Below are 26,460 nucleotides of genomic sequence, written 5' to 3'. Positions count from 1 at the left end.
ATTACATTTACAATGCCGGACTCTTTATGGCCGATATTTTGGCTCAATCGTGATCTGTTTGGATTGATTTCCGGTATTGCAGCAGGAATTATTAAGGAGATAGCTACAAAGAAAAATCTTGTGGTTGGTATATTTACTGCCTTACACACTTTCGGTAGAGATTTAAAACGCAATGTTCATATCCATTTATCGGTTACTTGCGGCGGTATAAATAGCAAAGGCAAGTGGCAAAAATTATTTTTTCCTGCCGAACCTATTAAAAAAATGTGGAGACATAGAGTCCTTGAGTTATTTCGCTTTCAATATATCTCAAGTAATTTGAAGTTGCCGTCCGCATATCAAAATGCTGAGAATTTTAATAACTGGATGAGTAGTTTATACGAAATCAGTTGGTATGTTTATTTACAAAAACCATCGGATGATCATAAACGCAACATAGAATATTTAGGGCGGTATATAAAACGCCCCCTATTTCCGAGACAAGAATAGAAAATTACGACGGAAAGCAGGTAACGTTTAAATTTCTTGATCACTATAATAATACAATTGATCGCATAACTATGCCCGTGATGCAGTTCATAGCTAGTCTGATTATGCATATACCAGATCGTTATTTTCGAATGATTAGGTATTACGGTTTTTTATCTAATAGAACTAGGGGCGTACAATTACCTATCGTATATAAGGCAATTAATCAAATCGTTCATAAGAAAACTAAGCTCATTAGTTGGAGATTAATGATTTGGTTGAATTTTAAAATAGATCCTCTGTTTTGCTATAATTGCAATAAATGTATGAATCTGCGGCAAGTTTATTACGGTTTATCTCCGCCATTGTTATTAATAAGAATCAATGAATTATTATCAACGCCTAGATAACATCATTATGGCGAACACTTCTTTCACGTCTTAGCCACATAATTTGTAAAACTGAACCTATTTTTAGATAGATTCTGGCAGAGATTTTTATAAAAGTGTTGATAATTTCTAATATTGTGGCTTGTAACTACATTTTATTAAACGAATTTTCAAAGTTTTGATTAACAATTTTTCTGGTTACAAATTTTGAAATTCCTATACTATAAAATATTTAAAGGTAACATATATGAAATGCAGATACACCAAATATTTATTGTGGTTCATGCTCGGTGCACTAATAAGTTTAGTTGAATATACAAGATTCTTTTCAGAAAATATCGCCGATAACTGTCAGCACTTACATCATCAAGCCCATATAGCTTTACATAATGAAAAATACGAACACGTTATAGAAATATGCGATCAAGCAATAAAGGCTGATACCTCCCCTGATAATAGATACCTAATATACGTTAAGAAAGCAAAAGCATTAAATAAATTGCATCGTTATGAAGAAGCACTTAAAAGTGCAGACTTAGCAGTTACCATTTATCCTAAAAAGGAAGAGGCATATTTAGTTAAGGTAGATGCTTTATTTACTTTAGGAGCAGAAGAAGAACTTACCACTATTCTAGAAGAAATTGAATCAATAAACTCACATACACCTCTTAAGCCCTTATTAAATTCTTTAAGACTAGAGCGCGGTAAAGTACAATACCCATAATGGGTTTCAGCATATTATATTAAGGAGTATAATGTTGTATAGACCTTACTTTTTTTATCAAATATCGTTCTATTTTGAGTATATTCTTAAAAAAACCATTCCAAAACTGGTATCAATTGAAAAAGCAAAAGAATAGGTTTGGATTTTGGTTTTTGGAATAAGAAAATCTTTCATAATCATTAAGCTTTAATTTTAGATTCTAAGTTTTTAATTTCTTTTCTAGATAGACCCGTAAAATCCATGATTTCTTCAATATCCTTACCTTTACTTAGCATTTTAGCGGCCATTGCAATTTTTTCTTCAGCTTTACCTTCAGCTTTACCGATTTCTATACCTTTTTCTTCAGCTGAAACTATATAATCTCTTTCTTTTAGTGATTCATTACGGTAAGCGGTGTATTCTTTTCTTTCGGAAGGAGTCATTTTAAAGATGTTCAATCTATCTGCTACCTTTTTCATATAAGGAGATTTAAAATCTTCTTTTACTTCAGAATGTTTCATCATGTAGAGCTATTCGTCTAATTCATTTTTAATGACATCATTAAATAGCGGAACCAATATTACAAAATATTCGGGCAAGATATTATGAGCATCAAAAAACCTCATGCCAAGATCCGCAATATGTAGGTTTTGGGGATGAGATTTATCTATTTCATGGAAAACGGTTTTACCGTAATGTAGAGGAGCTTTTATATTACCGAACGGAAAATACAGTAGGTTAATATGTATTATCTTTTTAATTGTAGAATAATCATCGTTACTGGAGATATAGTCTACTATTAATCTAGAACTGTTAAAACAAGCCTTATGTAGAAACAGGCTCGTGTAAGAACGATCTATTTCTACGATATATTTATTACCCGTATCGTCTTCTACTACAAGATCGGCTATACTTGACTTTAACTCTTTAAGATTCTTTGTTACTGGCAGATTCAAGTAATGCTTTAATCTTTATAGGCTTATAACCGCATGAACTTATTAATGCAGAGATAAAGGCCTCTACGATATCGTAATCTCCTTTGTCTTTGATGGCATAATCAAAGGAAACTAAATCGCTCATGGGTTTTAATTCGGTATATTGTTAATTATGAATTACTGAAGTCTATTATAGCATAAAATCTCTACAGCTACAAATCATAAGCAATATTTTAGTGTCTTAATAAACGTTGGTTTATTATAATAGCTTTCAATTATATTCATCGAAAATACACCGGCACCAATCCAAGTAGCTAGAAATGGCAAGTATAGCTAAAACATTTTTTATTACCGCCTCTACTTTTGGCACAATGAGCGCATATACGGTCATACTACCAGAAAGGATTTAAGCAGTTTGGCCTCATTTGCTTATATGGGATTGATAGGTCTGGTTATTGCTAGTCTGATTAATTTCTTTCTTCGCTCTGCTGCACTGGATTTTGCTATCTCTTTATTATACTGCTTCATTTCTTTGGGATCAGAAGAAGTAATGATTAAATCTGATTATGGCAACAGATTACATGATTGATGATTTTACTTAAATTTAAAGAGCTGAAACGATACTATCATCTTTACCAACAAAATAACATATTTGGTGTTATTACTCTTATCTGCGTGTGTGGTGCTTTTGATAGTAAAAGAGGAGGATACAAATTTATTGCTTGTAAAAATCAGTTAAAACTATACTATATTGACTCGGCAAAATAACAAAAATCAGACTAAGCAGAAAATATTGTCTGTATTAACTGTCAAAATATTTGTGAACATTCCAATAAATTAAATATGGAGAAAAAATTGTATAACCCAATAATGGAGTGGGCTTGGACAAATGAACTATGCGTTGCCGAATTAATAGGCTATGCTGCTGCATTTTGCGGCACTGTATCGCTTATTCCTCAAATAGTAAAATTATGGAAAGAACGCTCAGCAAAGGCTATATCTGCTACTATGTATTTAATTTATACCCTTGGAGTGGTGCTATGGTTAATTTACGGCATCATGATTAATTCAATTCCATTAATCATTGCAGAAATAATCACTCTTGTTTTATCTATTGCTATTCTGATAATGAAATATTTATGGAAATGATAATAAAAAATCTTTATTAATAACAAGACTTACTATCTAATCTTAAAGATTAGATTTAATAATAAATCTACCGTAAAATAATTAAAATCTATAAGTATGAACAAGGAAAGTTCGACATTACCTAAAAACATTATTTTAAACTGGTTGTATTCTACCGATATGCACGTATCATTGGATAAATTAGGAAAATGGCTTGAGCAGAATACAAACGGCAAATAAAGCTAGTTGATACAGATGCTCAGGATAAGGTAGTGCAAAACAGTAATAATCCACTCTATAAGGAGTGTACATAAGTGAAAGTAATGAAAGATACTGATTAAAATTCTAACTATTATAATTTTAACAAATAAAAACAATAACTTGGGGCTACTCTTATGAAAACGTTTATATTTATTTTATTTTGTACAATCTCTTCATCAGCTTTGGCTGCTAGGATTGCGGTTGTATATCATAGCGGTTATGGTCATACCGAAGTAATTGCTAAAGCTGTTTACAAAGGTACGCTTGAGATAAAAGGAACTGAATCAAAGTTAATTAAAGTTAACCCTGAGGGTAAGATACCAGAAGAAGCTTGGCATATTCTTGAAAAATCTGATGCTATTATTTTTGGGGCTCCAACTTATATGGGTTCTCTATCAGGACCATTTAAAATGTTTATTGATACAACTTCAAAAATATTTTTTGAACAAAAATGGAAAAATAAGGTTGCTGGAGGTTTTACTAATAGTGGAGGCTTAAGCGGTGACAAACTATCATCAATACTGGAATTGGTAGTTTTAGCTGGTCAACATGGAATGATTTGGGTTAGTCCAGGTATATTACCGGAATCACCATATGCTCCTGAAAATATTAATCGTTTAGGTAGCTATCTTGGTGTTATGGCACAATCAAATCAAGGAGCCCCAGAAACAACAACAGCTTCGGGAGATATTAAAACCGCAGAGCTTTATGGGAGACATATTGCAGAAATCACAGAAAAATTGGTTAAGTGATTTAATGAATTTAATAATTAAAAAGATAAAAGTTAAAATTGTACAATGAAGTTATACATTTTTGGTTTAATGAATTAACGCCAAGCGATTGGTTTATTGATAGTATTCATATTGATCAAATTATTATTGAGCGTTTTGGTAGCTTACATAAGCAAGCTGTACAAGGAGAATTATATGACTGGAGATTTTCTCCCCAAGGGGGTTTAGCAGAAATTATAATTTTAGATCAATTTTCCAGAAACATACATAGAGGTCACGCAAAATCATTTGATAATGATGGTATGGCTTTGGTATTAGCCCAAAATATGATAGAAAAACAACAAGACAAACAATTAATTCCAAATATGAAAGCTTTTTGTTATTTACCGTTTATGCATAGTGAATCACAAATAATTCATAAAAATGCCTTAGAGTTATACAATCAAGTTGGTTTAGAGCAACACCTTAAATATGAATTAAAGCATAAAGTAATCATTGATAAATTTGGAAGATATCCACATCGTAATCCTATTTTAGGTCGTTTTTCCACACAAGAAGAATTAGATTTTTTAAAAACATCTTTTTAAAAATTTTATAGATAAACTTAAAAATTTAAATTAATTAATTAAAGACTTATTATGAACAAAGCAGAATTTATAGACCATATCGCAAATCAACAGGGATGCACAAAAAGAGAAGCTGAAAAGGATATTGATATAAGTAAGATTTAATAAGTTATACTATTATGCAAATCGGTACTCTCAAATGGTTCAATTTTACTAAAGGGTATGGTTTTATAGAACCTAGCGACAGATCAAGAGGCATATTCCTCCATATCTCAGCTTTAGAACAAGCTGGTATCAAGAATATTGACTCAGGACAGAAACTCAGTTTTGAGACTGTAACACAAAAAGGCAAGTTATCGGCTACTAATATTAAGTTACTATAGTAGTGGAAGATTAAGTATTTAAGCTCTTATGGATAACATTAACTAAACAAGAATTGATGATTTTAAATAAAGCTGTAGTTTCCTTGATCAAAAGTCATCAAAATGTGGATTTTAAAAAAGCAGCTACTGGAACAGCTGATTATAGATAATTTACCAAAGGAAGAGGCAAGTAATATCATGAGAACCATTGCAGATTCATATATCGAAGAAGGGTTTAACAAGGGTATCTTACAGGGTATTGAGAAAGAAGAAAACAAAAAAGCCATAGAAATCGCCAAAGCTATGCTACTAGACGGATATGCCATTGAAAAAATATCTAAAATTACAACAGGTTTAACTGTTGAAGGAATAGAAAAGTTAAAATGATCATGAGTAATAATATTAAAACAAATACAGATTTTATTTTGGAAAAAACAGCTCTTAACATGTTAAAACAACAGCTGGGCGATAAGTTAATTTCTTCCGTAACAGGACTTAGTTTAGAGGAAATAGCAAAGCTAAAAAGTAAGGCTTAAAAGATATGAATAGAACAATCTTACGTAATCTTGAATACCTTAAGCAAAACTATAAACCCAGTGAAATACAGAAGCTTTTAAATAGCAGAAAAATTAAAAGAGAAGTGTACCAAGAATTGAAAGTATCTGAGTATGTTTTAAATAATTATATAAAGCATTATAAACTTTCTGGTATAAACAAAAAGGGACAAAGACCATTAGATAAAAACAGTATAGAAAACAAGAAACCACGAAAGGTATCGGTTGATAATTCTGTCTTTCGAGAAATGGAAGATCCTGTAGAGAGTTTTCAAGAAAAACTGGCTAGAAAGAAAGAGGCAAGGACATTAAAGGAGTTAAGAGATCCCTATTATTGACCACAGAAATATATTGTAAGAAAGTATACAATTGTCGCTAACCGTACCCAAAATACTATATGCCATAATCACTAATTAAGGGCTTAAAATCCATAAACAAAAAAGAAATTATCACCTGTATTAAACAATACAAATTAAAATAACAGGTAATCTCAACAATTATTTAATAAACAGTTGAAAAGTAGAACAAATAGCTGTTTTAATTAGGAAATGTTTATAAAATAACCATTACTCTTAATGAAAGTATCAGAACAGAAAAGCCTTACAAGAAGCGGGGTAATAGTGACGACATGAACAGATATTAACCCACCAACTAAATACCCGACTTAGGCGGCATATTTTACTTCTTTCGCCTGAAATAATCTTTTGATATGTTCTGGGTTATTTTGCAGAGTCCTTAGGTAAGATTTTAAATTCCCTTGGAGTTCAGATTTTGTAAGAGGTATATGTTTCCTATTTACATTTCTTTTTAAATCGTTGTTTAAATATTCATCCGGATTATGTTGCGGAGTATACGGAGGCAGAAAAAATAAAGAAATTTTCTTTTTATGTTTCCGAGTCCATATTTGTACTTTTTTGCTATGATGAACCTTGAGATTATCTAGGATTAAGAAGATTTTTTTCTTGGAGTATTTTACCAACCTCCGTAAAAATTCTATAAATACATTTGTTTTTAGTGTCTCTTCGTACAGCATAAACCTTAGCTTACCGTTATTTGTAACAGTGGATATCATGTTTATACTAAATCTCTTCGATTTATGAATCACAACAGGGGTTTTTCCTTTTAAAGAATAGCTTTGTAATACCTGACACTCTTGTTTTATCCCTACTTCGTCGCACCAATGTATTTCTGCCTTTTCATATTCTGCTTGCTTGGCTATTGACGGATATTCTTCATCTAACCAAAATTGAACCCTTTTGGGTTGCTGCTCATATGCTAACTTCTTTGGCTTTTGTGCAGTATACCCCCATCTTCTTAAATATTCGCCTATTGTACTTAGGGGAAGAAAAAATCCACAATGTTTTTTGATGAGTGCATTAACTGATTTTCTTGACCATAATGCTGATTTGATATTGTGATCTTCTGGTCTAGAGATATTTACGTACCCTTGTATTATTTTACTTTGATCTTCGGTTATAAGCCTTTTCTCTCCTATCTTTCTACCTCTTAACTTCCCACTAATTGCGTACTTGTCGCCTCTCTTTTCCCTCCTTACCCATTCATTTACTGTCTGGCGACTCACTCCTATTAATTCACCTACCGACGATTGACTCTCTCCTCTTTTTACTAGTTTTAGAGCAATCTTTCTCATCGACGCTTGTGCGCTTATTGATAATTTCCTAAAATCTTCACTTTTTGACATTATTGCATTATACAAATTCCTTCCTTCTTGGCAATAGTTATGTCGGGTATTTAATTGGTGGGTTAATAGTAGCCATTATTGATTGGTTTAGCCGTTATATTCTGAGCTGGAAGGTTTCTATTAGCTTAGAAAGTGATTTTTGCATCGACGCACTAGAAGAAGCCCTAGAAAAGCACGGTCAACCTGAGGTTTTTAATACCGATCAAGGTTCTCAATTTACGTCAAAAAATTTCATCTACGAACTTGTTAAACGTGAAATCAAGATTAGCATGGACGGTAAAGGTAGGGCTTTAGATAATGTATTTATTGAAAGATTTTGGCGTTCATTAAAACAAGAAAAAATATATTTGATAATTTTAAATACTGTCAAGGAGGTAAAAAATGCTATAACAGATTACATAACTTTTTATAATAGTAAAAGGATGCACCAATCCTTGGAATATTTAACTCCAGAACAGGTGTATTTAACAAAAATTATTGGCTAATATTATAACGCAAATTATATCTCATAATTTCTGATTTTTAGTCTAGACAAATTGGGCCACCTTAAAAGAAGTAAAATATGCCGCCTAAGTCGGGTATTTAATTGGTGGGTTAATATATTAAATTACCCCAAATAGCAAGAAATTTTGATCCCTCTCTTCTTTATAGTTTTCCAAAGCTGATAATACGTTTATTGAAAGGTTTATTACCATTACCTAATGGATTTTTACAACAACTGAATTTTTATTAAGTATGAAGAAAACCAATTATAAATTGATTAAAAATTTGTACAATGCTTTACTAAAAATAGAGGAGAGCGAAGCATCTAGGATTTCATAAAAAATCTCGGTTCTTTGATTTATTATACTAACAAAATAATAAAATAGGTAAAAAACATGAGTAAAACACAGCTATCACCACTAGCAAAAGGCCTTGTTGGAGATATAAAAAATTGCGTTGTAACTAATACCACTAAAGCACAAGTTATAGGAGAAGCGTCTCTTACTAGCTACGAAATGATTGCAGGAAGATACAACTCATCTATGAGTACCATTGAAGGTTTAGGAGCACGCGCACTAATGTCTTTTGCACCTCCAGAAGAAATTCAAACCTTGGTAAATAAAATCCATGCAGCAGAAGAGACCCACAGAACCTTTATAGGCAATTCTATTGATGCGGGAAAAGGAAGGTTAAGTGCGGCAAAAACTGAAGCCGCGCTGAAGGGTTATGCTCTGCCGGTTTCTAAGGGAGGGCCTTATGATGAAATAACATTAAGCAGGCCATTTACTGATGAAGAAAGAGAAATGGCTTTTGCTGCAGCAAAAGAAGCACTGCTTACAGTAGCAAATAAAAATATTCCTTCTGCTGAATATGGGCAAAAAGTTCAAGAAGAATACGCTAAAATAATAAGGAGGAATCCTGACTTAACTCCAGAAAGAATTGCAGTCTTAGAAGAGTATGCTATTAAAGGAACTATAAAAAAACAGGGACAAGCATTGCCAGAACTAGAAAAAGAACAGATTAAAGAAGCAGCGCAGGAAACATTAGCAGAATTCAACAAGATTTTTAGTAGCCATAAAGACAAAATGTTATCTGCAGAGCCAAATATAATATTAGAGAAGAATGCACAAAAGTTTTTAATCCAAGCCGTAGAAAACAATTTAAAGTCCCAAGGGTATTCAATTGACCCTACTACTAAAAAGGAATTAGAGGAATTTACAAAAAGAAAAATTGAATCATTAAATCCTCGTGATGTTAACAGTGATGCCGTTAAGGGGTTAGCAGAAAATTTTGCAGCTGAATTATCAAAATCTCCGAGGTTCATTGTTCTAGGAGCTATAAAAGATCTAGAAAAAGAGAATGGTTATATCATAAGCGAAAATCAAGCTCAAAGGTTAGTCAATAAATTATCTCCTGCTTTAGCAGAGCTTGATCCTGAATATCTAAAACAGTATTCCGAGATCATCTCTGGACAAATTCAGAAAGAAGTAGTAGCCAAAAGTATGGTTACTGCAAGTGTACTGGGGGGTATATATATAAGAGAGGGAAATTTAGATAAAATAGCAAATAACCTCTCAGACGCACACTTAGATAGATCCGATAAAATGCAAATTGATAAGATAGAAACAAATTTATCTGCTCATGCCTTAAAAGATTCTCAACTAGCAGAGAAACTAACAGAATTAGAAGTAGAAAAGGCTAAGTCCGTAAGGTATGATGTAAATAAATTATCAGATAAGGATCTAGCTCAAATGAGGAAGGAAAACCCGGTACAATTTGATAAAACGGTTCTTGGTAGAGATAACCCCGTTAAAGAGCCAAAAGAGGCTATTATTGATAAGATAATAAGTGAAGCCATTGACAACTTGAAAAAAGAAAATGGAGTTAGCTTGAAACTAAGGTGGCCCAATTTGTCTAGACTAAAAATCAGAAATTATGAGATATAATTTGCGTTATAATATTAGCCAATAATTTTTGTTAAATACACCTGTTCTGGAGTTAAATATTCCAAGGATTGGTGCATCCTTTTACTATTATAAAAAGTTATGTAATCTGTTATAGCATTTTTTACCTCCTTGACAGTATTTAAAATTATCAAATATATTTTTTCTTGTTTTAATGAACGCCAAAATCTTTCAATAAATACATTATCTAAAGCCCTACCTTTACCGTCCATGCTAATCTTGATTTCACGTTTAACAAGTTCGTAGATGAAATTTTTTGACGTAAATTGAGAACCTTGATCGGTATTAAAAACCTCAGGTTGACCGTGCTTTTCTAGGGCTTCTTCTAGTGCGTCGATGCAAAAATCACTTTCTAAGCTAATAGAAACCTTCCAGCTCAGAATATAACGGCTAAACCAATCAATAATGGCTACTAGATATACAAATCCTTGTGCCATTCTAATATAAGTTATATCGGTGCTCCATACCTGATTTGTCTTAGTAATTTCAACGCCTTTTAAAAGATAAGGATATACCTTATGAGCTTGGTTGCGCTTGCTTAAATTCATTTTAGGATAAATGGCTTCTATTGACATTATTCCGTAATAACGACTTACCGCTTTGCGACCAATAACAATTCCAAACGGTACAAGATGCTTGGACATTCTTCTGGCCCCGAAATACGGATGCTCTGTATAGATTTCATCAATTACTTTCATTATTTCTAAGTCTCTTGTAGTTATTCCTTTTGCCTTGTAATAATAAGTAGATTTATTAATTAAAAGTAGATCGCATTGCCTAACAATGCTTAGATTTATACAATTATTATCAATCATACTTTTCCTAGTTTCCAAGTCCAAACAATGTAGATTTTTTTTTCAGCCAGTCACGCTCAACGCTTAACTGTCCTATTTGTTCATATAATTGTTTTATCAAATCTTGATTGTCTGGATCTTTTGTTGCCGGCTTAACTTGAAAACCACTAACTAAATTTTCTATACCTCTTTTTTTCCATGCTTGTATTTGAGTTGCATGAACCCCGTACTTACTGCTTATTTGTGCTATTGTCATTTCAGCTTTTATTGCTTCTATAACAATTTTTGTTTTTTCCGTCGCACTATATTGCTTCGCTTTTTTAGACATATAATTTCCATTTCCTTGTTGTGAAATTATATCTCATTCTTCATTTTTAGCAGTCCAGTTTTTGGGTACCATTATAAACCAGAAAGGGAAAAATACCTTAAAGACAAATTTACCCAAGAACTTTCTCCCGCTTTATCAAAATTAGATCCAGAATATTTAAAAAAAGAGAGTCAGGCAATATCTAGAGATCTCCAAAAGGAACTATATGACAATAAATCTACCGGATATAGATTTGGCATGGCTTTTTCAGTTTCAACCGAAAGCTTGTCTTCTATATCTGGTGGTATTACCGCTAAAAACCAACAAAGATCGAATGAATTTGAAGTGAGTACAATTCGGTCTGCTCTTACTACTTTACAGCCAAGTAATACTCAATTTGAAGGGAGGTTAACTGATCTAGCAGTTGAAAAAGCCAAAGCAACTAAGTTTAAAGCCAGTGCCATCACTGGAGAAAATTTACTTGCAATGAGAAAAGAAAATCCTGCAAGATTCGACAAAGTGGTACTTGGAGTAGGAAAGGAAAGAACTCCAATCGATTTAGCTAAAACCATCGGAGCAACAGTTAGGGAAAAAGAAAAAGAAGCACTCTCTCATCCTCCAACGCCTCGTCAACCTCCTCCTTTGTTATCCCAGAGGAAAAGCAGTAGTGTATCGATGTAAAGATTTCCATGGAAGTTATGGGTTATCAGCACTTCTTACATCCTTAATTAAGGATGTAAGAAGAAGTGTCAATTTAGCTAGTTAACTATAGTAATTCGAATAAGCCACAAGTTTTTTCTGCACCATAATTATCTCCTGTATCTTCTCCGCAACCACCTAAATGATTTTTTTCTCTTATTTTTTTATTTCTTTACTTATTTTACGGGGTATAGCTTAAGTTCTAAATGTTGCCAGGTTGTTATTAATATATTAGAATAAGGAGCTATATAACTAAATAAATCTTAATTTTAACGTGGCAACAGAAACTAAAAAAATTATTGTTTCTATTACTGGCACTTCAGGCGCAATTTATGGCATAAGGCTACTTGAAATATTAAGAAGATGCGGCGTAGAAACACACTTAATTATTTCAAAATCAGCAAATTTAACTATTGCAACTGAAACCTCATTTTCAATAAATGATATTAAAAAACTTGCTGACTATGTTTATCATCCGAATGATATAGGGGCTAAAATTTCCAGCGGATCATTTAAAGTAAATGGGTAATTATAGCACCCTGCAGTATGAAAACATTATCAGCAATAGCTTCAGGTCTTGAAAATAATCTTATTATGCGATCAGCAAGTGTTGTTATTAAGGAACAAAAAAAGCTAGCCCTAATAGTTAGAGCCCCCCCCTTAGTGCTATTCATTTAGAAAATATGCTTAAACTTGCCAGAATAGGAGTAGCGATATGCCCCCCTGTTCCAGCATTTTACAACAATCCCACTACCCTAGATGATATAGTTAACCATTCAATAGTGAGAGTTCTGGATTTGTTTGATATAGAAACAAATCTTATTAAAAGATGGCAAGGAATATTTAATAAAAATTAACATTATAACCCCAAGTTTTTGACACTAAGTCTACATTTCCTTGTGGATTTGCCCATATTCTCTGCTCTTTACCTTTATAGGTAATAAGTTCTGTAATTTTTACCGCAGCGCCTATATATGATGTCATTGATGCTATTCCTTTTTATTATTAATATACTATATATACTAATCTACTCTTGTACATAAGCCAATCGTGGAAATGGAAACCTAATAGCTTGGCATCGTATTTATACACTTTATTTCATTTACCTTCCCTTTTCTTCTACAATACCATCTCTTTATTATACCACTCGTTATTTAATAAATATCTTAATATATATTAATATTTCCTTGTATAAAACTTTAATTTATGTTAATAATCTTCGCAACAAAAGATTATTTTTTTATTAAAAATAGAGTTTTTTATGAGTAAATCACCATTCTCCTTTACACCAGAACCATCTCCTGTATCTTCCCAACAAAAACCACAAACTTTCGATTTCTCTACATTACTTGCTCAAAAAGCAATAGAAAAATTGGAACAAGAATGCGAAATAGCACAACAAGAAGCTTGGGCAAAACAGAAAATTGAAGAATCAATAAAACAAGCAGCATTAGAATCAAGCTTAAATAAATATCTTGAGAAACTAGAATCAACCAGTGTTATAAACGGAGACTATTGGGATGATTTAAAGGAAAGTATCAATGTTATTAAAAATAATTCTGTAAACGTCGAACTAATTAACAGATTCGCAAACCTTGCAGCAAAATTACAAAATACAGGAATGATAATTAAGGAATTTTATGACTCTATATTTAGCCTAGGTAATTATTTTTTAAATCATTCTTTAACCAAAATTATTGAATCCTTACCGGTAATATCAATAAAATCACCAAATGCAAAAGATTATTTTTTTAAACTACTATCTCAGCCTGAAAACATTACTAAGTTAGAGCTTGAACGTTGTGCACAAATTATGAGTGTTTTACCGACTATTGGTAATGCTAAACTTGCAGAAGAAATTGATAGAAATATAAAAGAGCATCTTAAAAAGAAATTAGATAGGGAGGTATTGCAGGGAGAGGACTTAGACGGTTTTATGACTTCATTCCAAGAGTTATCTGACCAAAGTGAAAATGATAATTTTATTAAATTTTTATTAATAGAATTCACAAAAGAAGAAAATTTCGATTTATTAAGCGAATTCTATAAAAATGACATTTTCACGCTATATACTAAATTTATTCAGGATTTACCTCCAACAAAAGCATTCGAAAAGCTGAAACTAAAAGATTTCCTAGATTTTCATAAGTTAAATTCAATATTAAACCTTGATAAAGATTTAGAATTCTTAAAGAGCTTAAATATAGACAAAAACAAGGAAATAGAACAAGGAAAATGGGAGGAAATTTTTTCTTTCATTCAAAAAAGTCCTAAAAAACTAGGATTTTTAGAATCAGTATTATGGAATGGTAAAATAAATTCCTTTTTACAAAAAAAATTCTTCTTTTTTTGATTTATTTAAAGGTGAAATAATTCCGGTAGAAATGCAATTTAATATAGGAAAATTATATAAAACCGGTGATATTAATAAATATCAATACAAAAATTTCCTCAAAATTTTAAAAGAAACATTAACTACAGCAGGTAAAGCTAAAGAGCTTAGTGAACTGCTCGATGCGAGTTTAGACTTAAAGTCCTTCGACAAAGCAAAAACAATAGCTACTATAGATCCGGTAATTTATGATTTGTTTGACAAGAGCATTAGCTATCCTGCAGCTTTGGAATCAACACTTATAGAATATGCCGTTGGTTCAAGAGCATATACAGACAGTATTTTAACCAAAATAGCTGGTTGTTTACAAGAAATTATAGAGGTTTATCCTATAGCAAAAACCATTCTTAAAACTGCTCAATTAGAAGGTTTTATAGGAATTTTCAACAGCCCAGCTGATCCAAATGATAGCAGAGTGAAAGGATCTTATAAACCAACTCCTAAAGATGTAATAATTGGCCAAAGTTGTGATACAATACCTATAATAAATACAGCTGGCACAATCATCCATGAATTAACCCATAAACATATGTTTCAAAATGTTAATCAAACAGGCGTGCCTTTTAAAAAAGATAACCCAGAAGCTCAAAAATTTTTTGAAACAACAATAGATAGATTAAAAACAGAAAACGATGCTTTATATCAATGTTATAACCTCTACGCTGAATCCAAGCACATGCTTGAGTCTATAGCTCATTTTTTTCAAAAAAATAGTAAATAACCTCAGTTCGGGATAAGCGCGTAGTTTAGAGATAAATCAAAACTATAATTTATTGAAGGTTTATTTTTTTTAAAGCAATATGATATAAACGTGGATAGTATATGCACAAAGGCATTGATTGGTGATCTATGTCTCGTGTGTTCAAGGTTCATTTTATTTTTTAAATAATCAAATACAGTTTCAATTATATTTCGTTTGCGTAGTAAGATTTTTTCGTTTAAATCCATTAATTTATTTGGCATATTCTTTTTAATTCCATGCACCATTTTCAATCCTCTTTCATATAAATTAATGAATAGATTTTGCTTAATATAACCTTTGTCGGCGTATATAAAACCAGTTAAATCCGTTGTTAGATCAAGCACAGGAACTCTATCATCTACGTTTCCCTTAGTCATTTTTAGCGCGATAAATTCACCTTTTTCGTTGATCACTAAATGTAATTTAAACCCATAAAAAAAGCCCATAGATGATTTGCCTTGCTTGGCAAGCCCAGCAAATGTTTTATTCCTATAGCGTCTTTTATTGTGGCAGATTTTGATTGCGGTAGTATCCATAAAATATGTGCCAGTTTCTTCGCCAAATAACATATGCAAAAGTATATTAAACGGTAAAAATAATCTAGACATTAGTTCTACAAAACGGTTATAACTTAAGGCATTCGGAAAATCGTTTTTGTGGATATACTCTATACAAGTTTTGTAAAAATATTTAAAGTTCTAGTATAGGAAATTCAAAATTTGCAACCAGAAAAATCATCAATCAGCTTTTTAAAAATTCGTTTAATAAATATGTAGTTACCAGCCACAATATTAGAAATTATCAACACTTTTACAAAAATCTCTGCCAGAATCTATCTAAAAATAGGTTCAGTTTTACAAATTATGTGGCCAAGACGTGAAAGAAGTGTTCGCCATAATGATGTTATCTAGGCGTTGATAATAATTCATTGGTTCTTATTAATAACAATGGCGGAGATAAACCGTAATAAACTTGCCGCAGATTCATACATTTATTGCAATTATAGCAAAACAGAGGATCTATTTTAAAATTCAACCAAATCATTAATCTCCAACTAATGAGCTTAGTTTTCTTATGAACGATTTGATTAATTGCCTTATATACGATAGGTAATTGTACGCCCCTAGTTCTATTAGATAAAAAACCGTAATACCTAATCATTCGAAAATAACGATCTGGTATATGCATAATCAGACTAGCTATGAACTGCATCACGGGCATAGTTATGCGATCAATTGTATTATTATAGTGATCAAGAAATTTAAACGTTACCTGCTTTCCGTCGTAATTTTCTATTCTTGTCTCGGAAATAGGGGGCGTTTTATATACCGCCCTAAATATTCTATGTTGCGTTTATGATCATCCGATGGTTTTTGTAAATAAACATACCAACTGATTTCGTATAAACTACTCATCCAGTTATTAAAATTCTCAGCATTTTGATATGCGGACGGCAACTTCAAATTACTTGAGATATATTGAAAGCGAAATAACTCAAGGACTCTATGTCTCCACATTTTTTTAATAGGTTCGGCAGGAAAAAATAATTTTTGCCACTTGCCTTTGCTATTTATACCGCCGCAAGTAACCGATAAATGGATATGAACATTGCGTTTTAAATCTCTACCGAAAGTGTGTAAGGCAGTAAATATACCAACCACAAGATTTTTCTTTGTAGCTATCTCCTTAATAATTCCTGCTGCAATACCGGAAATCAATCCAAACAGATCACGATTGAGCCAAAATATCGGCCATAAAGAGTCCGGCATTGTAAATGTAATGTGCTGCCATCGTGTTTTTGGTAGAACATTGCTAGCCTTACTCACCCATTGATCCGTTTGTTTCTTACCACAACGAGAACAAAACCTACCTTTACAGCTGAATGCTACCGATTTATTGCGGTTACAATCACGGCAGCTATAACGTTTAAATCCTAAATATTTCGTTCCACACGATATAACTTTAGTGACGTTGAAAATAATGCCGTATCTTAGCTTGCCGTATTTTTTAGCGAAATCGAGACCAATTACCACGGTCTAGAAAAATATGTTTTATAGATATTCCTTTACCGACTATTTCCATAAATTACTTATAGTTAATGTTTTCTTACCAAGGAATCTTTCTTCCTTTGCGTTCTAAATCAAATTCTTTACAATCAGGGCAATAGTAAACAGAATTATACTTATGATTGGGAGATATTTTTCGCAACATTATCCAGAAAGCCTTGGCTATTTCCTTATCTCCTTCGGAAAAAATCTTTTTGATCCTGCTGTAAGGAATTGCTTGCTCTTTAGAAATGGCCTTAAGAGTTTTTACCGCTAATTCATTGACCAAATGCTGCTCAGAGTGCAAGTTACTCATAACTCAATTATATATTATCTTATGTATGTCTAACATTCAGTCTTTATAACTCAAGTTAAAACAAATCAAATACCAGTATTATAATCCTCCATAAATATTTATCGGTCAAGGGTATCTTCTTTTAAGCTGCCACCGATAGGTGGCTTATCTTGTTTGCATGAGACGTATGATACATTACCATGATCGTCATAATCTCGCTCAAGCTCATACTACATAAGCGATTTCGCTGTTTATTGCCAGGTAATAATTGCTTTTTTTCGTAACCAGAGTAAATTTGGCAAAAATCATCTATAAAGCTGTACAATTCCGTGATATCTTTTTTCATGCCTGTGGTTGCCATTTTTTGTTAAAAAAGAGCTTTATCACAGGCATCACCATCTTGCAACCCTTGTATCTACTATATATTTATGCAATCCTTATCCCGAACTGGGGTAAATACCTTTATACGTCGAAACTTGACCAAATTATAGCTTCGAGTAATAATATTATTTTTGAAAAACTTAACAGTATTTTTTCAGGAAAAGCAAAAGTTACCGGTACGGTTCTTGACTATCTAGACGGAGATTACAACGTTAGCTTACTTGAAGCGATGGAGTTTATAACATTAAAATTAGATCCTCGAACTACCCATACCATAACTGATTACCTTGGTGCTGATTGGCAAGAGGCTGACGTAATAGATTAATACTTTATTTTTTCTACCACAGAACCAAGCAGAAAGAACTTGCTTGGTTCTTCAAACCACTATTCAATAAACTCTTTTTACCGGTGGAACAGGTTCAACCTCATCAGTTAAGGTAGTTAAAACTACCGGTTTATAATCTATTTTAACTCTGCCGTTTTCTTCAAGCCAAAGAAGTGTGTGTTTCATCCAGTTCTTATCATCTCTCTCTGGAAAGTCTTCTCTCGCATGCGCCCCCCTACTTTCTTTCCTATTTAATGCCCCGTGAACAGTAAGAACTGCTTGATCAATTAAATTGGCAAGCTCCATGGCTTCAACTAAATCACTATTCCAAATCATTGAGCGATCGGTTACCGATATATTACCATATTCCTTCCTGATACCATCCATCATCTTTTGACCTTCTTCTAAAACTTCTTCAGTTCTAAAAACTGCAGCATGATCTTGCATAGTTCTTTGCATTTTAAGACGTAAATCAGCCACCGATATATCTCCTTTTGCATTTCTAATTTTATCTAGTCTAGAAATAATAGGATCAAGTATCTCTGGTTTTAGTTTTTTATGAGGCATGCCAGCTTTTACAATTTCTGCCGCCCTATATGCTGCTGCCCTGCCAAAAACTACAAGGTCAAGTAAGGAATTTGAACCAAGACGATTTGCACCATGTACAGAAACACACCCTGCTTCACCAATCGCCATAAGTCCCGGGACAATAGTTTGCTTACCGTCTTTAAGGGTAAGAACTGCTGTATGATAATTGGTCGGTATCCCACCCATATTATAATGAACAGTAGGTAATATTGGAATTGGTTGCTTTGTTACATCCACTCCTGCAAAAATTTTTGCTGTTTCAGAGATTCCCGGTAACCTTTCATGTAAAACTTCAGGCGGTAAATGATTTAAATGCAAAAATATGTGATCTTTCTTAGGGCCTACTCCTCGTCCTGCTCTTATTTCCATCGTCATGGCACGGGAAACTACGTCCCTTGAGGCTAAATCCTTAGCTGAGGGTGCATAACGCTCCATAAAACGTTCCCCTTCTGAATTGACCAAATAGCCCCCCTCTCCTCTTGCTCCTTCAGTAATTAAGCATCCAGCCCCATAAATTCCAGTTGGATGAAACTGAACAAATTCCATATCTTGCATAGGTAATCCGGCCCTTATACACATTCCACCGCCATCACCGGTACATGTATGAGCTGAAGTCGCAGAGAAATATGCCCTGCCATAGCCTCCAGTAGCTAATACTACAATATGTGCTCTAAAAACATGTAAACTTCCATCATCTAAATTCCATGCAAGTATCCCCTTACACTTGCCATCATCCATAATTAAATCGATTACAAAATATTCTATAAAAAATTGCGCTTGGTGCTTTAGCGCTTGCTGATATAAAGTATGTAAAATTGCATGACCTGTTCTATCAGCAGCAGCACATGTTCTCTGTGCTGCTTTACCCTTACCGAAATTAGTTGTCATTCCACCAAAAGGCCTTTGATATATTTTACCTTCTTTATTTCTGGAGAAAGGAACACCGTAATGTTCTAATTCTATAACACTTGCCGCCGCATTCTTGCACATATATTCTATAGCGTCCTGATCCCCAAGCCAATCTGATCCCTTGATCGTATCATACATATGCCATCGCCAATCATCTTCTCCCATATTGCCAAGTGCGGCACTTATCCCCCCTTGGGCAGCAACAGTATGGCTACGAGTTGGAAAAACTTTAGTAACACAAGCCGTACTCAGGCCACTTTGTGCCATGCCAAAAGCAGCACGAAGGCCAGCCCCGCCCGCTCCCACAACAACTACGTCAAATTCATGAGTTTTTATGTTATAGCTATTAGTCATAAATATTCTTCCATCACAAAATCATTACATAAAAAGCTGCAAAGGCAAAGAAAATAGCCGTAATAATTGCAAATATCTGGATTCCAACAACAAGAACAAAGCGGGAAGCTCTACAACTTATATAATCTTCAATAACGACTTGCATGCCAAGAACAGCATGATACATTACCGTAAAAAACAAAATCAAAAGCATTACTATATTAAAAGGTTTCTGCAAATGAGAAACAACTGTAGTGATATTGCTTTTAGAGATATCTCCAAAAAAGGAAATTACCCACAATATCATGAGAGAAATTATTATAGCAGTAAGCCTTTGATGCCACCAATGATGAGAACCAGAGCCTGCTGCCCCTAAATTTTTAGCTTTTGATAAATCTGATCTATATTCGCTTTTCATTGTAAAACCATATGTAATTTACCCTCACTTAGACAAACATCCAAAAAATTAGTGTTAATAATATAGAAGCAATAACAGCTAACCAGCCGGAATAATTTATGGCTCTAATAGAAAATCCCCAGCCAGTATCCCATATTAAATGCCTGATGCCTGTACATAAATGGTAAAAAAATCCGTAACTCGTAACAATTAGTAAAAACCTGACAAAAGAACTATCGAAAATTTTTAAATATATCGGGTCAAATTTACTGAACACCCATAAAATAAACCACCAACCTAAAGCAGAAATCATAAAAAATAACCCAACACCGCTGAGACGGTGACCTATCGATAATACTGAACTGATCTGAGGTTTGTAAATACTAAGATGTGGAGAAATTGGTCGTGCTTTGTGTATTTCTTCTCGAGATTTTTGCATGAAATAATACTCGCTTTGATTAACTCTACTTATTTCAAACTAAAGTATATAAACTAGTCTATACCTTTTCAAGTTTCTTCGGTATCTTTTGTTAGAAATTCCCTCATAACGGTTAAAATAAAACATAACTCTGCACATTTGCCAACTCTATTACTAATTTAACCTAGGTTACGAAATTTCTTATAGACATAATAAATTTTATTGACTATAAGTTCGTCTAAGATATCTACTTCAATACCATTCATAAAAAACTTCCAAATAGGGAACTATTTGGCCAGATAGCTCAGTTGGTAGAGCAAAGGACTGAAAATCCTTGTGTCGCCGGTTCGATCCCGGCTCTGGCCACCACTATTTATTCCAAATTATTAAATAATTTTAATGTTTTTTAATAAACCAATTATCAGAAAAAGAAACTTCCTACCTATTATGCTATTTGTAGTTAAAATCTTTTAGATTCCTAAGAAACACCTTGTTAAACTTATGTAAAAAATTATCTTGATTATAATTTTTTATCCCCTATTATGTGGCCGAATTACAATTAAGAAAATTAATAAGCTTTAAAAGTTTTTAAAATTACCTTTATGAATATACAAGGACACGAGGCAGAAATATTTTTGTCGGAAATAAGAAAATTAGTCCATAAACAGTTTAAAAATTTGGGTAATATCACTGGAGATTTTTTCCTTTCATTAGAGGTGTTATATACAGCCCCCTACTACAACGACCAACTTATCTTACAACTAAAAGAATTGGTTGATAATTATGCAGCAAAAGGAGATGAAATCCTAGAGTATTATGCAACAAATTTACTGGGCGAGATGGAGAAGCTTGCCCTGCTTCTAACAACAGATTTGGAGAATTTGAACCTTACTAAGAACTAAATCCCAATTACTCATGTATGGACCTCCCCGATAATGCAAGAAATAAATAATATTAATAGCAAAAAAATCAAAATGCAGTCATGTATCCGACTTATAGTTAAGTAAATAGTTCTATTAAATCATTTACTCTACAGCCCTGATGGAAATTCGCCACTTACAAACTTAACATAATCATAATATCGGCTTCGTGTTTGAGCCCATGAGTAAAACAGTTTTTTTGTAAGTATAAGATTTGTCTTATTTTGCCATCAATGTTTATCACCTCTCGCATATTCCTGAAATTATAGTAGCTACTTGAGTAAATAACACCATGTCACTTACCCCTAACTACACACTTTATTCTCTACATAATCGTTACCTGAGCTTAGCACTGCAAATACAATTCTGGCTAATTTATTAGCTACAGCCACAACTGTTTTGTTATGCCCACTCCTGTCATATAAATTAAACATCCATTGTGCAAATTTGCTATAATCTTTTTTAGCTTTCTGTGATTCAGTAGTAAATCTTAGTTTTGTATTAAGTACAGCTCTTGCTCCTTGAATTAATAATGTACGTAAGTATATATCACCTCTTTTACTGATTCCAAGCAGCTTCTCTTTACCACCACTAGAAGCTTGTCTTGGCACTAATCCAAGCCATGCGGATAATTGCCTACCATTCTCAAAACAACTACCATTCCCTATAGATGCTATCAAGGCAGTAGCTGTAATTAAACCTATACCAGGTATAGCAATTATTTGTTGATACTTATCTAATTCACTAGCCATTATTTTTAGTCTACTTTCTAAGCATTTTATTTTCTTATCATTCTCGATAAATTCCTCTTTTAAATCACTGAAAGTTTGCTGACTTATTGGACTTAATTTCCCGCTGTCTAGAACCTCTGTTAACTTTGATGTAATTTTATTTATACCCTGAGGAATAATGATTCCAAACTCATGTAATAGCCCTCGGATCTCGTTAGCAAGAGCAGTACGATTTTTTACTAATCTAGCCCTTACTCTATGAATTGATAAGATATCCTGTTGTTCTATACTTTTAATCGGAACAAATCTCATATTTGGTCTTGATACGGCTTCACATATTGCTTCTGCATCAGCTTGGTCGTTTTTATTAGTTTTTACATATGGCTTTACAAATTGTGGCGCCATTAATTTTACCTCGTGCCCTAGTTTGCTAATTTCTCTAGCCCAATAATTAGCACCTCCACAAGCTTCCATACCTACTAAACATTTAGGTAAATTAGCTATAAAAGTTAATACCTGATCCCTCATTAGTTTTTTCTTCAACACAGTCTTGCCATTTTTATCTACACCATGAAACTGAAAAATTCTTTTTGCTATATCAATACCTATTGTAGTAATATTTGTCATGTGGACCTCTCTATTGTTGTTTAGGATTCATTTCCTATTCTAGAACAATAACATTTGTTATAGATTCTGTATACTAGGGTAGGTCCATACCATTATAATATAAATTCGGCTTTAAGATAAGTACTTTCTCTAATCGAGACAATCTCTAGGAATTATTTCATAAACAGGATGTTCTAGGGCAGAAATTGAAAGATTTGATGAATCCATCCACCCATCAAACACCAACGATTTATTACCATCAGTTTTGTGATCGAAAACCTTAATTAACATAAGATTAGTCGGTTTTAAAGGATTAATATTTTTAGCGCATTTATGAACTTCCACAGAAAGATGCCCAAAAGATTTTTCTTTATTTAATTCAAATTTAACTAACTCGGATTTAGCAGTAATCTTATTTAAGACAACAATACTAGCAGTTTTCTTATAAGAAAAATCTGTAGATTCTTGGGGAAGGGTAATTTTAGATGATATGCTTTCCTTTTTTTTATCTTCTAATTTTATTAAATCCTTACGTTCTGTTTTTTGAGGTTTTCCACCAGGAGATTGATTAATTAACCCTTGTTCTATTTCATCAAGTACCGATATTTCTAACTCTTCATCTTCTGCTGCGCAAATCCCAGATGTACTACAAAATACAAACAGTATCCCTACAGTAAGATACAAAATCCAATATTTGATTAACTGAAATTGGAGGTTTCTAAAAATTTCCATACTTTATAAGTCCTTAAAGTTCATTTAATATAAGTCGATTTTACTTGTTAAAAACCTTTCCTCTACCCTATCAAGAACAGTATCTGTAATTTCTTGAGCACTATGTGCCATTCCGAATTTTCTTTTAAACCATGACTGCTGATGCTCTATATATTCTATTTTTACTTCATTGCCATATCTTTTATAAATAAATGAATATAAATCGTCTATTCCATCAATTAGACCATAATCCAAAGCTTTCTGCCCTGTCCAGAACTCACCATTGAATATAATATCATCAGTTTGGGTAAGTCTGCCTTTTCTTAATTCCTTAATACTATCCGTAAAATGATCGTATATTTTTTTCTGTAGGTCTTTTACCAGCTTTACATCAGAAGCTTTTACAGGTTGAAAAGGATCAAGAACAGATTTGTTTTTACCTTCGGTTATTACCCTTCTCTCAATTCCTAATTTTTCTATAGCACCATGGAAACCGAATCCACTTGAAATAACTCCTATGCTCCCAATAATTGAGCTGTTAGTAGCAAATATTTTATTACCACTGCAAGCAAGCCAGTATCCGCCAGAAGCTGCAACATCTTCAACAAAACTATAAACCATTACATCTAATTCCTTTGCTAAAGAAATTATCCTTTTACATATTAGCTCAGACTGAACAGGTGATCCTCCAGGAGAATTTATGCAGTGCGCCAAGGGAAGTGCGTAAGAATCAGTTGGTGAGAATCCGACCTATGCAAAGGCTAACCACCAGCATAGAACTAACCATTGCATTGTGGGAGGTGACAAACACAATGAAGCCAATGGTAAGGACATATCAGGCCGCAACGAAAGTGAAGGTATTGAGCTCCGAAATATTCAAGATCATAGAGGCCGACGTTTTTGCATTATGCGGAAGGCAGTATGAATGGTGGCGTTAAGGTAAGTTATCATTCACTCTATCGGGGTCAAAGTCCGTGGCATGGTATGAGATGGAGTTTACGTAAACTTGGGAGATCTTCTGTGTTCTCGGAAGAGTATGTCGGGACAAGTCAAAACAGGCGAGAACTGGCAAATGATACAGAAGAAGTCAGACTGACTGATAGTACTTGGAGCATAGGAAAGCTATGTACATGGGGAAGCGGTCAGCAATGGGAAGCCTGGTTAAGTACCAGTCATAATAATACACTGAGGTTATAATAAATGATGCAGGTTAAACTTAATCAGATAGCTAGGAGAGCGAGGCAAGATAAACAACTAAAATTTACATCGTTAATACATCATGTAAATGAGGCTAATCTTGCAGAATGCTATCAAGAACTAAAGGCTAATAAAGCTTGTGGAATTGATGGTGAGACAGTGGAAGCTTATGGCAAGAATTTAAGAGAAAGGCTTGGTCAATTAGTGGCATCCATGAAGTCAAAGCAGTATTGTCCTAAACCAGTGAAGAGGGTTTATATCCCAAAAGCTGGTAAGAATGAGAAGCGTGGACTTGGTATACCATCAGTTGAAGATAAGTTAGTTCAAATTATGCTAAAGAAGATCTTAGAACAGATTTATGAAGCAGAGTTTTTGGATGTATCTTATGGATTCAGACATAAATTAAGCTGTCATGATGCGGTAAAAGCATTAGACAAAGCGGTTATGACTAAACCAATTAACTATATTGTAGAAGTAGATATCAAAGGGTTCTTTGATAATGTTAATCATTATTGGCTACAACGATGTTTAGAGGAGAAAATAATTGATCGTAATTTATTATGGTTAGTAAGGAGATTCTTAAAAGCTGGAGTAGTTGAGGATGGAAAGCAGTTAGCAACTGAGGTAGGAACTCCTCAAGGAGGAGTAATTAGTCCATTGCTTGCAAATATCTATCTTCATTATGTACTAGACTTATGGTTTAAGAAAGAAATTAAATCACAAGCAAAAGGACACATGGAGCTAATACGCTACTGTGATGACTTTGTAGTATGTTGTGAAAGTGAAAAAGATGCAAAGAATTTTCTGAAATTACTTCACGTAAGGTTAGAAAAGTTTGGTCTAGAGGTATCAGAAGAAAAGACAAAAGTGCTTAAATTTGGACGACAAGTATGGAAACAAGCTCGAAGAGGCAAAGAAAAAGTAGAAACTTTTAACTTTCTTGGTTTTACGCATTATTGCGGTAAGAGTAGGCAAGGATATTTCATTATGGGTCATAAGACCAGTAAAGAAAATCTCTGTCGGAAACTTAAAGAAACTAAGGAGTGGTTAAAGCAAATACGAAATAAATTGCGTCTTAAAGAATGGTGGCCAGTACTCAAATCTAAATTAACGGGACATTATAATTACTTTGGAATTAGCGGTAATTATCGCTGTCTTCAGCAGTTTTATAATAAGATCTTTTTGATTGTATTTAAATGGATAAATCGTAGAAGTCAGAAGAAAAGTATGAATTTAGACCAATATCTAAAATATCTACAATGGAATCCATTACCGACACCGAGGATATGCTATCCAATGTATTAATTCTAGCTTTTATAGCAAATGTTCCATTGAAGAGCCGTGTGCGGGAAAACTGCAAGCACGGTTCTGCGGGGGATGTCGTGGTAATGATCGTTTAATTAACAAATTAAGAGGAAATTAGA

General features: G+C 33.2%; 18 protein-coding genes, 1 tRNA gene and 4 pseudogenes. 10 read left to right on the top strand and 13 right to left on the bottom strand.

What is annotated here, in order from left to right:
* Positions 1-8,677: 8,677 nt before the first annotated feature.
* Complete coding sequence (locus tag N3Z16_RS08745; RefSeq protein ID WP_282486197.1) at positions 8,678-10,228, top strand: hypothetical protein; 1,551 nt, start codon at positions 8,678-8,680, stop codon at positions 10,226-10,228.
* A 14-nt stretch (positions 10,229-10,242) separates the two neighbouring features.
* Here N3Z16_RS08745 and N3Z16_RS08740 read toward each other — a convergent pair whose 3' ends face one another.
* Both N3Z16_RS08740 and N3Z16_RS08735 read right to left on the bottom strand, forming a co-directional pair.
* Positions 10,243-11,061 (bottom strand): IS3 family transposase, encoded by an 819-nt coding sequence (locus N3Z16_RS08740; RefSeq protein WP_282485683.1) that lies wholly within the window; start codon positions 11,059-11,061, stop codon positions 10,243-10,245.
* A gap of 7 nt (positions 11,062-11,068) precedes the next feature.
* Entirely contained in the window at positions 11,069-11,368 is a 300-nt protein-coding gene (locus N3Z16_RS08735) for a transposase (RefSeq protein WP_282485684.1), read from the bottom strand.
* A gap of 264 nt (positions 11,369-11,632) precedes the next feature.
* Here N3Z16_RS08735 and N3Z16_RS08730 point away from each other — a divergent pair, with 264 nt between their 5' ends.
* Positions 11,633-12,028 (top strand): hypothetical protein, encoded by a 396-nt coding sequence (locus tag N3Z16_RS08730; protein WP_282486196.1) that lies wholly within the window; start codon positions 11,633-11,635, stop codon positions 12,026-12,028.
* A 292-nt stretch (positions 12,029-12,320) separates the two neighbouring features.
* Positions 12,321-12,903 (top strand): annotated as a pseudogene (locus N3Z16_RS08725) (UbiX family flavin prenyltransferase).
* Here N3Z16_RS08725 and N3Z16_RS08720 read toward each other — a convergent pair.
* The gene (locus tag N3Z16_RS08720) at positions 12,890-13,030 is read right to left on the bottom strand and encodes a hypothetical protein (protein WP_223938410.1); all 141 of its coding nucleotides are present in this window, start codon (positions 13,028-13,030) and stop codon (positions 12,890-12,892) included. The pseudogene N3Z16_RS08725 and the gene N3Z16_RS08720 overlap by 14 nt on opposite strands.
* Before the next feature lie 277 nt (positions 13,031-13,307).
* On the opposite strand from N3Z16_RS08720, the gene N3Z16_RS08715 reads away from it, so the two are divergent.
* A complete protein-coding gene (locus N3Z16_RS08715; RefSeq protein ID WP_282486195.1) occupies positions 13,308-14,399 on the top strand; it encodes a hypothetical protein in 1,092 nt (363 codons plus the stop codon).
* Positions 14,400-14,430: 31 nt separating this feature from the next.
* Positions 14,431-15,159 carry a hypothetical protein gene (locus N3Z16_RS08710; protein ID WP_282486194.1) on the top strand — a complete coding sequence of 243 codons (729 nt, stop codon included), beginning with the start codon at positions 14,431-14,433 and terminating at the stop codon, positions 15,157-15,159.
* A 2-nt stretch (positions 15,160-15,161) separates the two neighbouring features.
* Here the strand turns inward: N3Z16_RS08710 and N3Z16_RS08705 are convergent.
* From N3Z16_RS08705 to N3Z16_RS08690, 4 genes and pseudogenes are all read right to left on the bottom strand, one after another.
* Positions 15,162-15,878, bottom strand: a pseudogene (locus N3Z16_RS08705) (IS982 family transposase); the annotation flags it as partial.
* Between the two features lie 205 nt (positions 15,879-16,083).
* A pseudogene (locus N3Z16_RS08700) lies at positions 16,084-17,213 on the bottom strand (IS91 family transposase).
* Between the two features lie 73 nt (positions 17,214-17,286).
* The gene (locus N3Z16_RS08695; RefSeq protein WP_282485543.1) at positions 17,287-17,541 is read right to left on the bottom strand and encodes a hypothetical protein; all 255 of its coding nucleotides are present in this window, start codon (positions 17,539-17,541) and stop codon (positions 17,287-17,289) included.
* A gap of 139 nt (positions 17,542-17,680) precedes the next feature.
* Positions 17,681-17,866: pseudogene (locus tag N3Z16_RS08690) on the bottom strand (IS982 family transposase); the annotation flags it as partial.
* A gap of 63 nt (positions 17,867-17,929) precedes the next feature.
* On the opposite strand from N3Z16_RS08690, the gene N3Z16_RS08685 reads away from it, so the two are divergent.
* The gene (locus tag N3Z16_RS08685) at positions 17,930-18,226 is read left to right on the top strand and encodes a hypothetical protein (protein ID WP_282486192.1); all 297 of its coding nucleotides are present in this window, start codon (positions 17,930-17,932) and stop codon (positions 18,224-18,226) included.
* Between the two features lie 63 nt (positions 18,227-18,289).
* Here the strand turns inward: N3Z16_RS08685 and sdhA are convergent, their stop codons facing one another.
* Genes sdhA through sdhC form a run of 3 tightly spaced genes read right to left on the bottom strand, consistent with a single transcriptional unit; the run spans position 18,290 to position 20,892 of the window.
* Entirely contained in the window at positions 18,290-20,077 is a 1,788-nt protein-coding gene (gene sdhA, locus N3Z16_RS08680) for a succinate dehydrogenase flavoprotein subunit (protein WP_282486191.1), read from the bottom strand.
* A gap of 13 nt (positions 20,078-20,090) precedes the next feature.
* Positions 20,091-20,474, bottom strand: a complete 384-nt coding sequence (sdhD, locus tag N3Z16_RS08675) for a succinate dehydrogenase, hydrophobic membrane anchor protein (RefSeq protein ID WP_282486190.1) — start codon at positions 20,472-20,474, stop codon at positions 20,091-20,093.
* A 28-nt stretch (positions 20,475-20,502) separates the two neighbouring features.
* On the bottom strand, positions 20,503-20,892 hold the full coding sequence (sdhC, locus tag N3Z16_RS08670) for a succinate dehydrogenase, cytochrome b556 subunit (RefSeq protein WP_223938414.1): 390 nt from the start codon (positions 20,890-20,892) through the stop codon (positions 20,503-20,505).
* A gap of 272 nt (positions 20,893-21,164) precedes the next feature.
* Here sdhC and N3Z16_RS08665 point away from each other — a divergent pair.
* Together N3Z16_RS08665 and N3Z16_RS08660 are read left to right on the top strand one after the other, a co-directional pair.
* A tRNA-Phe gene (locus N3Z16_RS08665) sits at positions 21,165-21,240 on the top strand.
* Positions 21,241-21,473: 233 nt separating this feature from the next.
* The gene (locus N3Z16_RS08660; RefSeq protein WP_282486189.1) at positions 21,474-21,773 is read left to right on the top strand and encodes a hypothetical protein; all 300 of its coding nucleotides are present in this window, start codon (positions 21,474-21,476) and stop codon (positions 21,771-21,773) included.
* 323 nt (positions 21,774-22,096) lie between these two features.
* Here N3Z16_RS08660 and N3Z16_RS08655 read toward each other — a convergent pair whose 3' ends face one another.
* The 3 genes from N3Z16_RS08655 to N3Z16_RS08645 form a co-directional block, all read right to left on the bottom strand.
* Positions 22,097-23,149, bottom strand: a complete 1,053-nt coding sequence (locus tag N3Z16_RS08655; protein ID WP_282485577.1) for an IS110 family RNA-guided transposase — start codon at positions 23,147-23,149, stop codon at positions 22,097-22,099.
* 129 nt (positions 23,150-23,278) lie between these two features.
* Positions 23,279-23,860: a DUF2155 domain-containing protein gene (locus tag N3Z16_RS08650; protein ID WP_282486188.1), complete on the bottom strand. Its 582-nt coding sequence runs from the start codon at positions 23,858-23,860 to the stop codon at positions 23,279-23,281.
* A 24-nt stretch (positions 23,861-23,884) separates the two neighbouring features.
* Positions 23,885-24,553, bottom strand: a complete 669-nt coding sequence (locus tag N3Z16_RS08645) for a S49 family peptidase (RefSeq protein ID WP_410519617.1) — start codon at positions 24,551-24,553, stop codon at positions 23,885-23,887.
* Positions 24,554-24,823: 270 nt separating this feature from the next.
* Here N3Z16_RS08645 and N3Z16_RS08640 point away from each other — a divergent pair, with 270 nt between their 5' ends.
* A complete protein-coding gene (locus N3Z16_RS08640; RefSeq protein ID WP_282485625.1) occupies positions 24,824-25,036 on the top strand; it encodes a hypothetical protein in 213 nt (70 codons plus the stop codon).
* 3 nt (positions 25,037-25,039) lie between these two features.
* Positions 25,040-26,341 (top strand): group II intron reverse transcriptase/maturase, encoded by a 1,302-nt coding sequence (gene ltrA / locus N3Z16_RS08635; protein ID WP_282485624.1) that lies wholly within the window; start codon positions 25,040-25,042, stop codon positions 26,339-26,341.
* The last annotated feature ends 119 nt before the right edge of the window (positions 26,342-26,460 follow it).

Source organism: Candidatus Megaera polyxenophila (assembly GCF_029982035.1).
In the GTDB taxonomy this organism is placed as follows: Bacteria; Pseudomonadota; Alphaproteobacteria; order Rickettsiales; family Rickettsiaceae; genus Megaera; species Megaera polyxenophila.
Note: the sequence above shows the minus strand (reverse complement) of the source record. Positions and strands in the feature narration are given on the sequence as shown.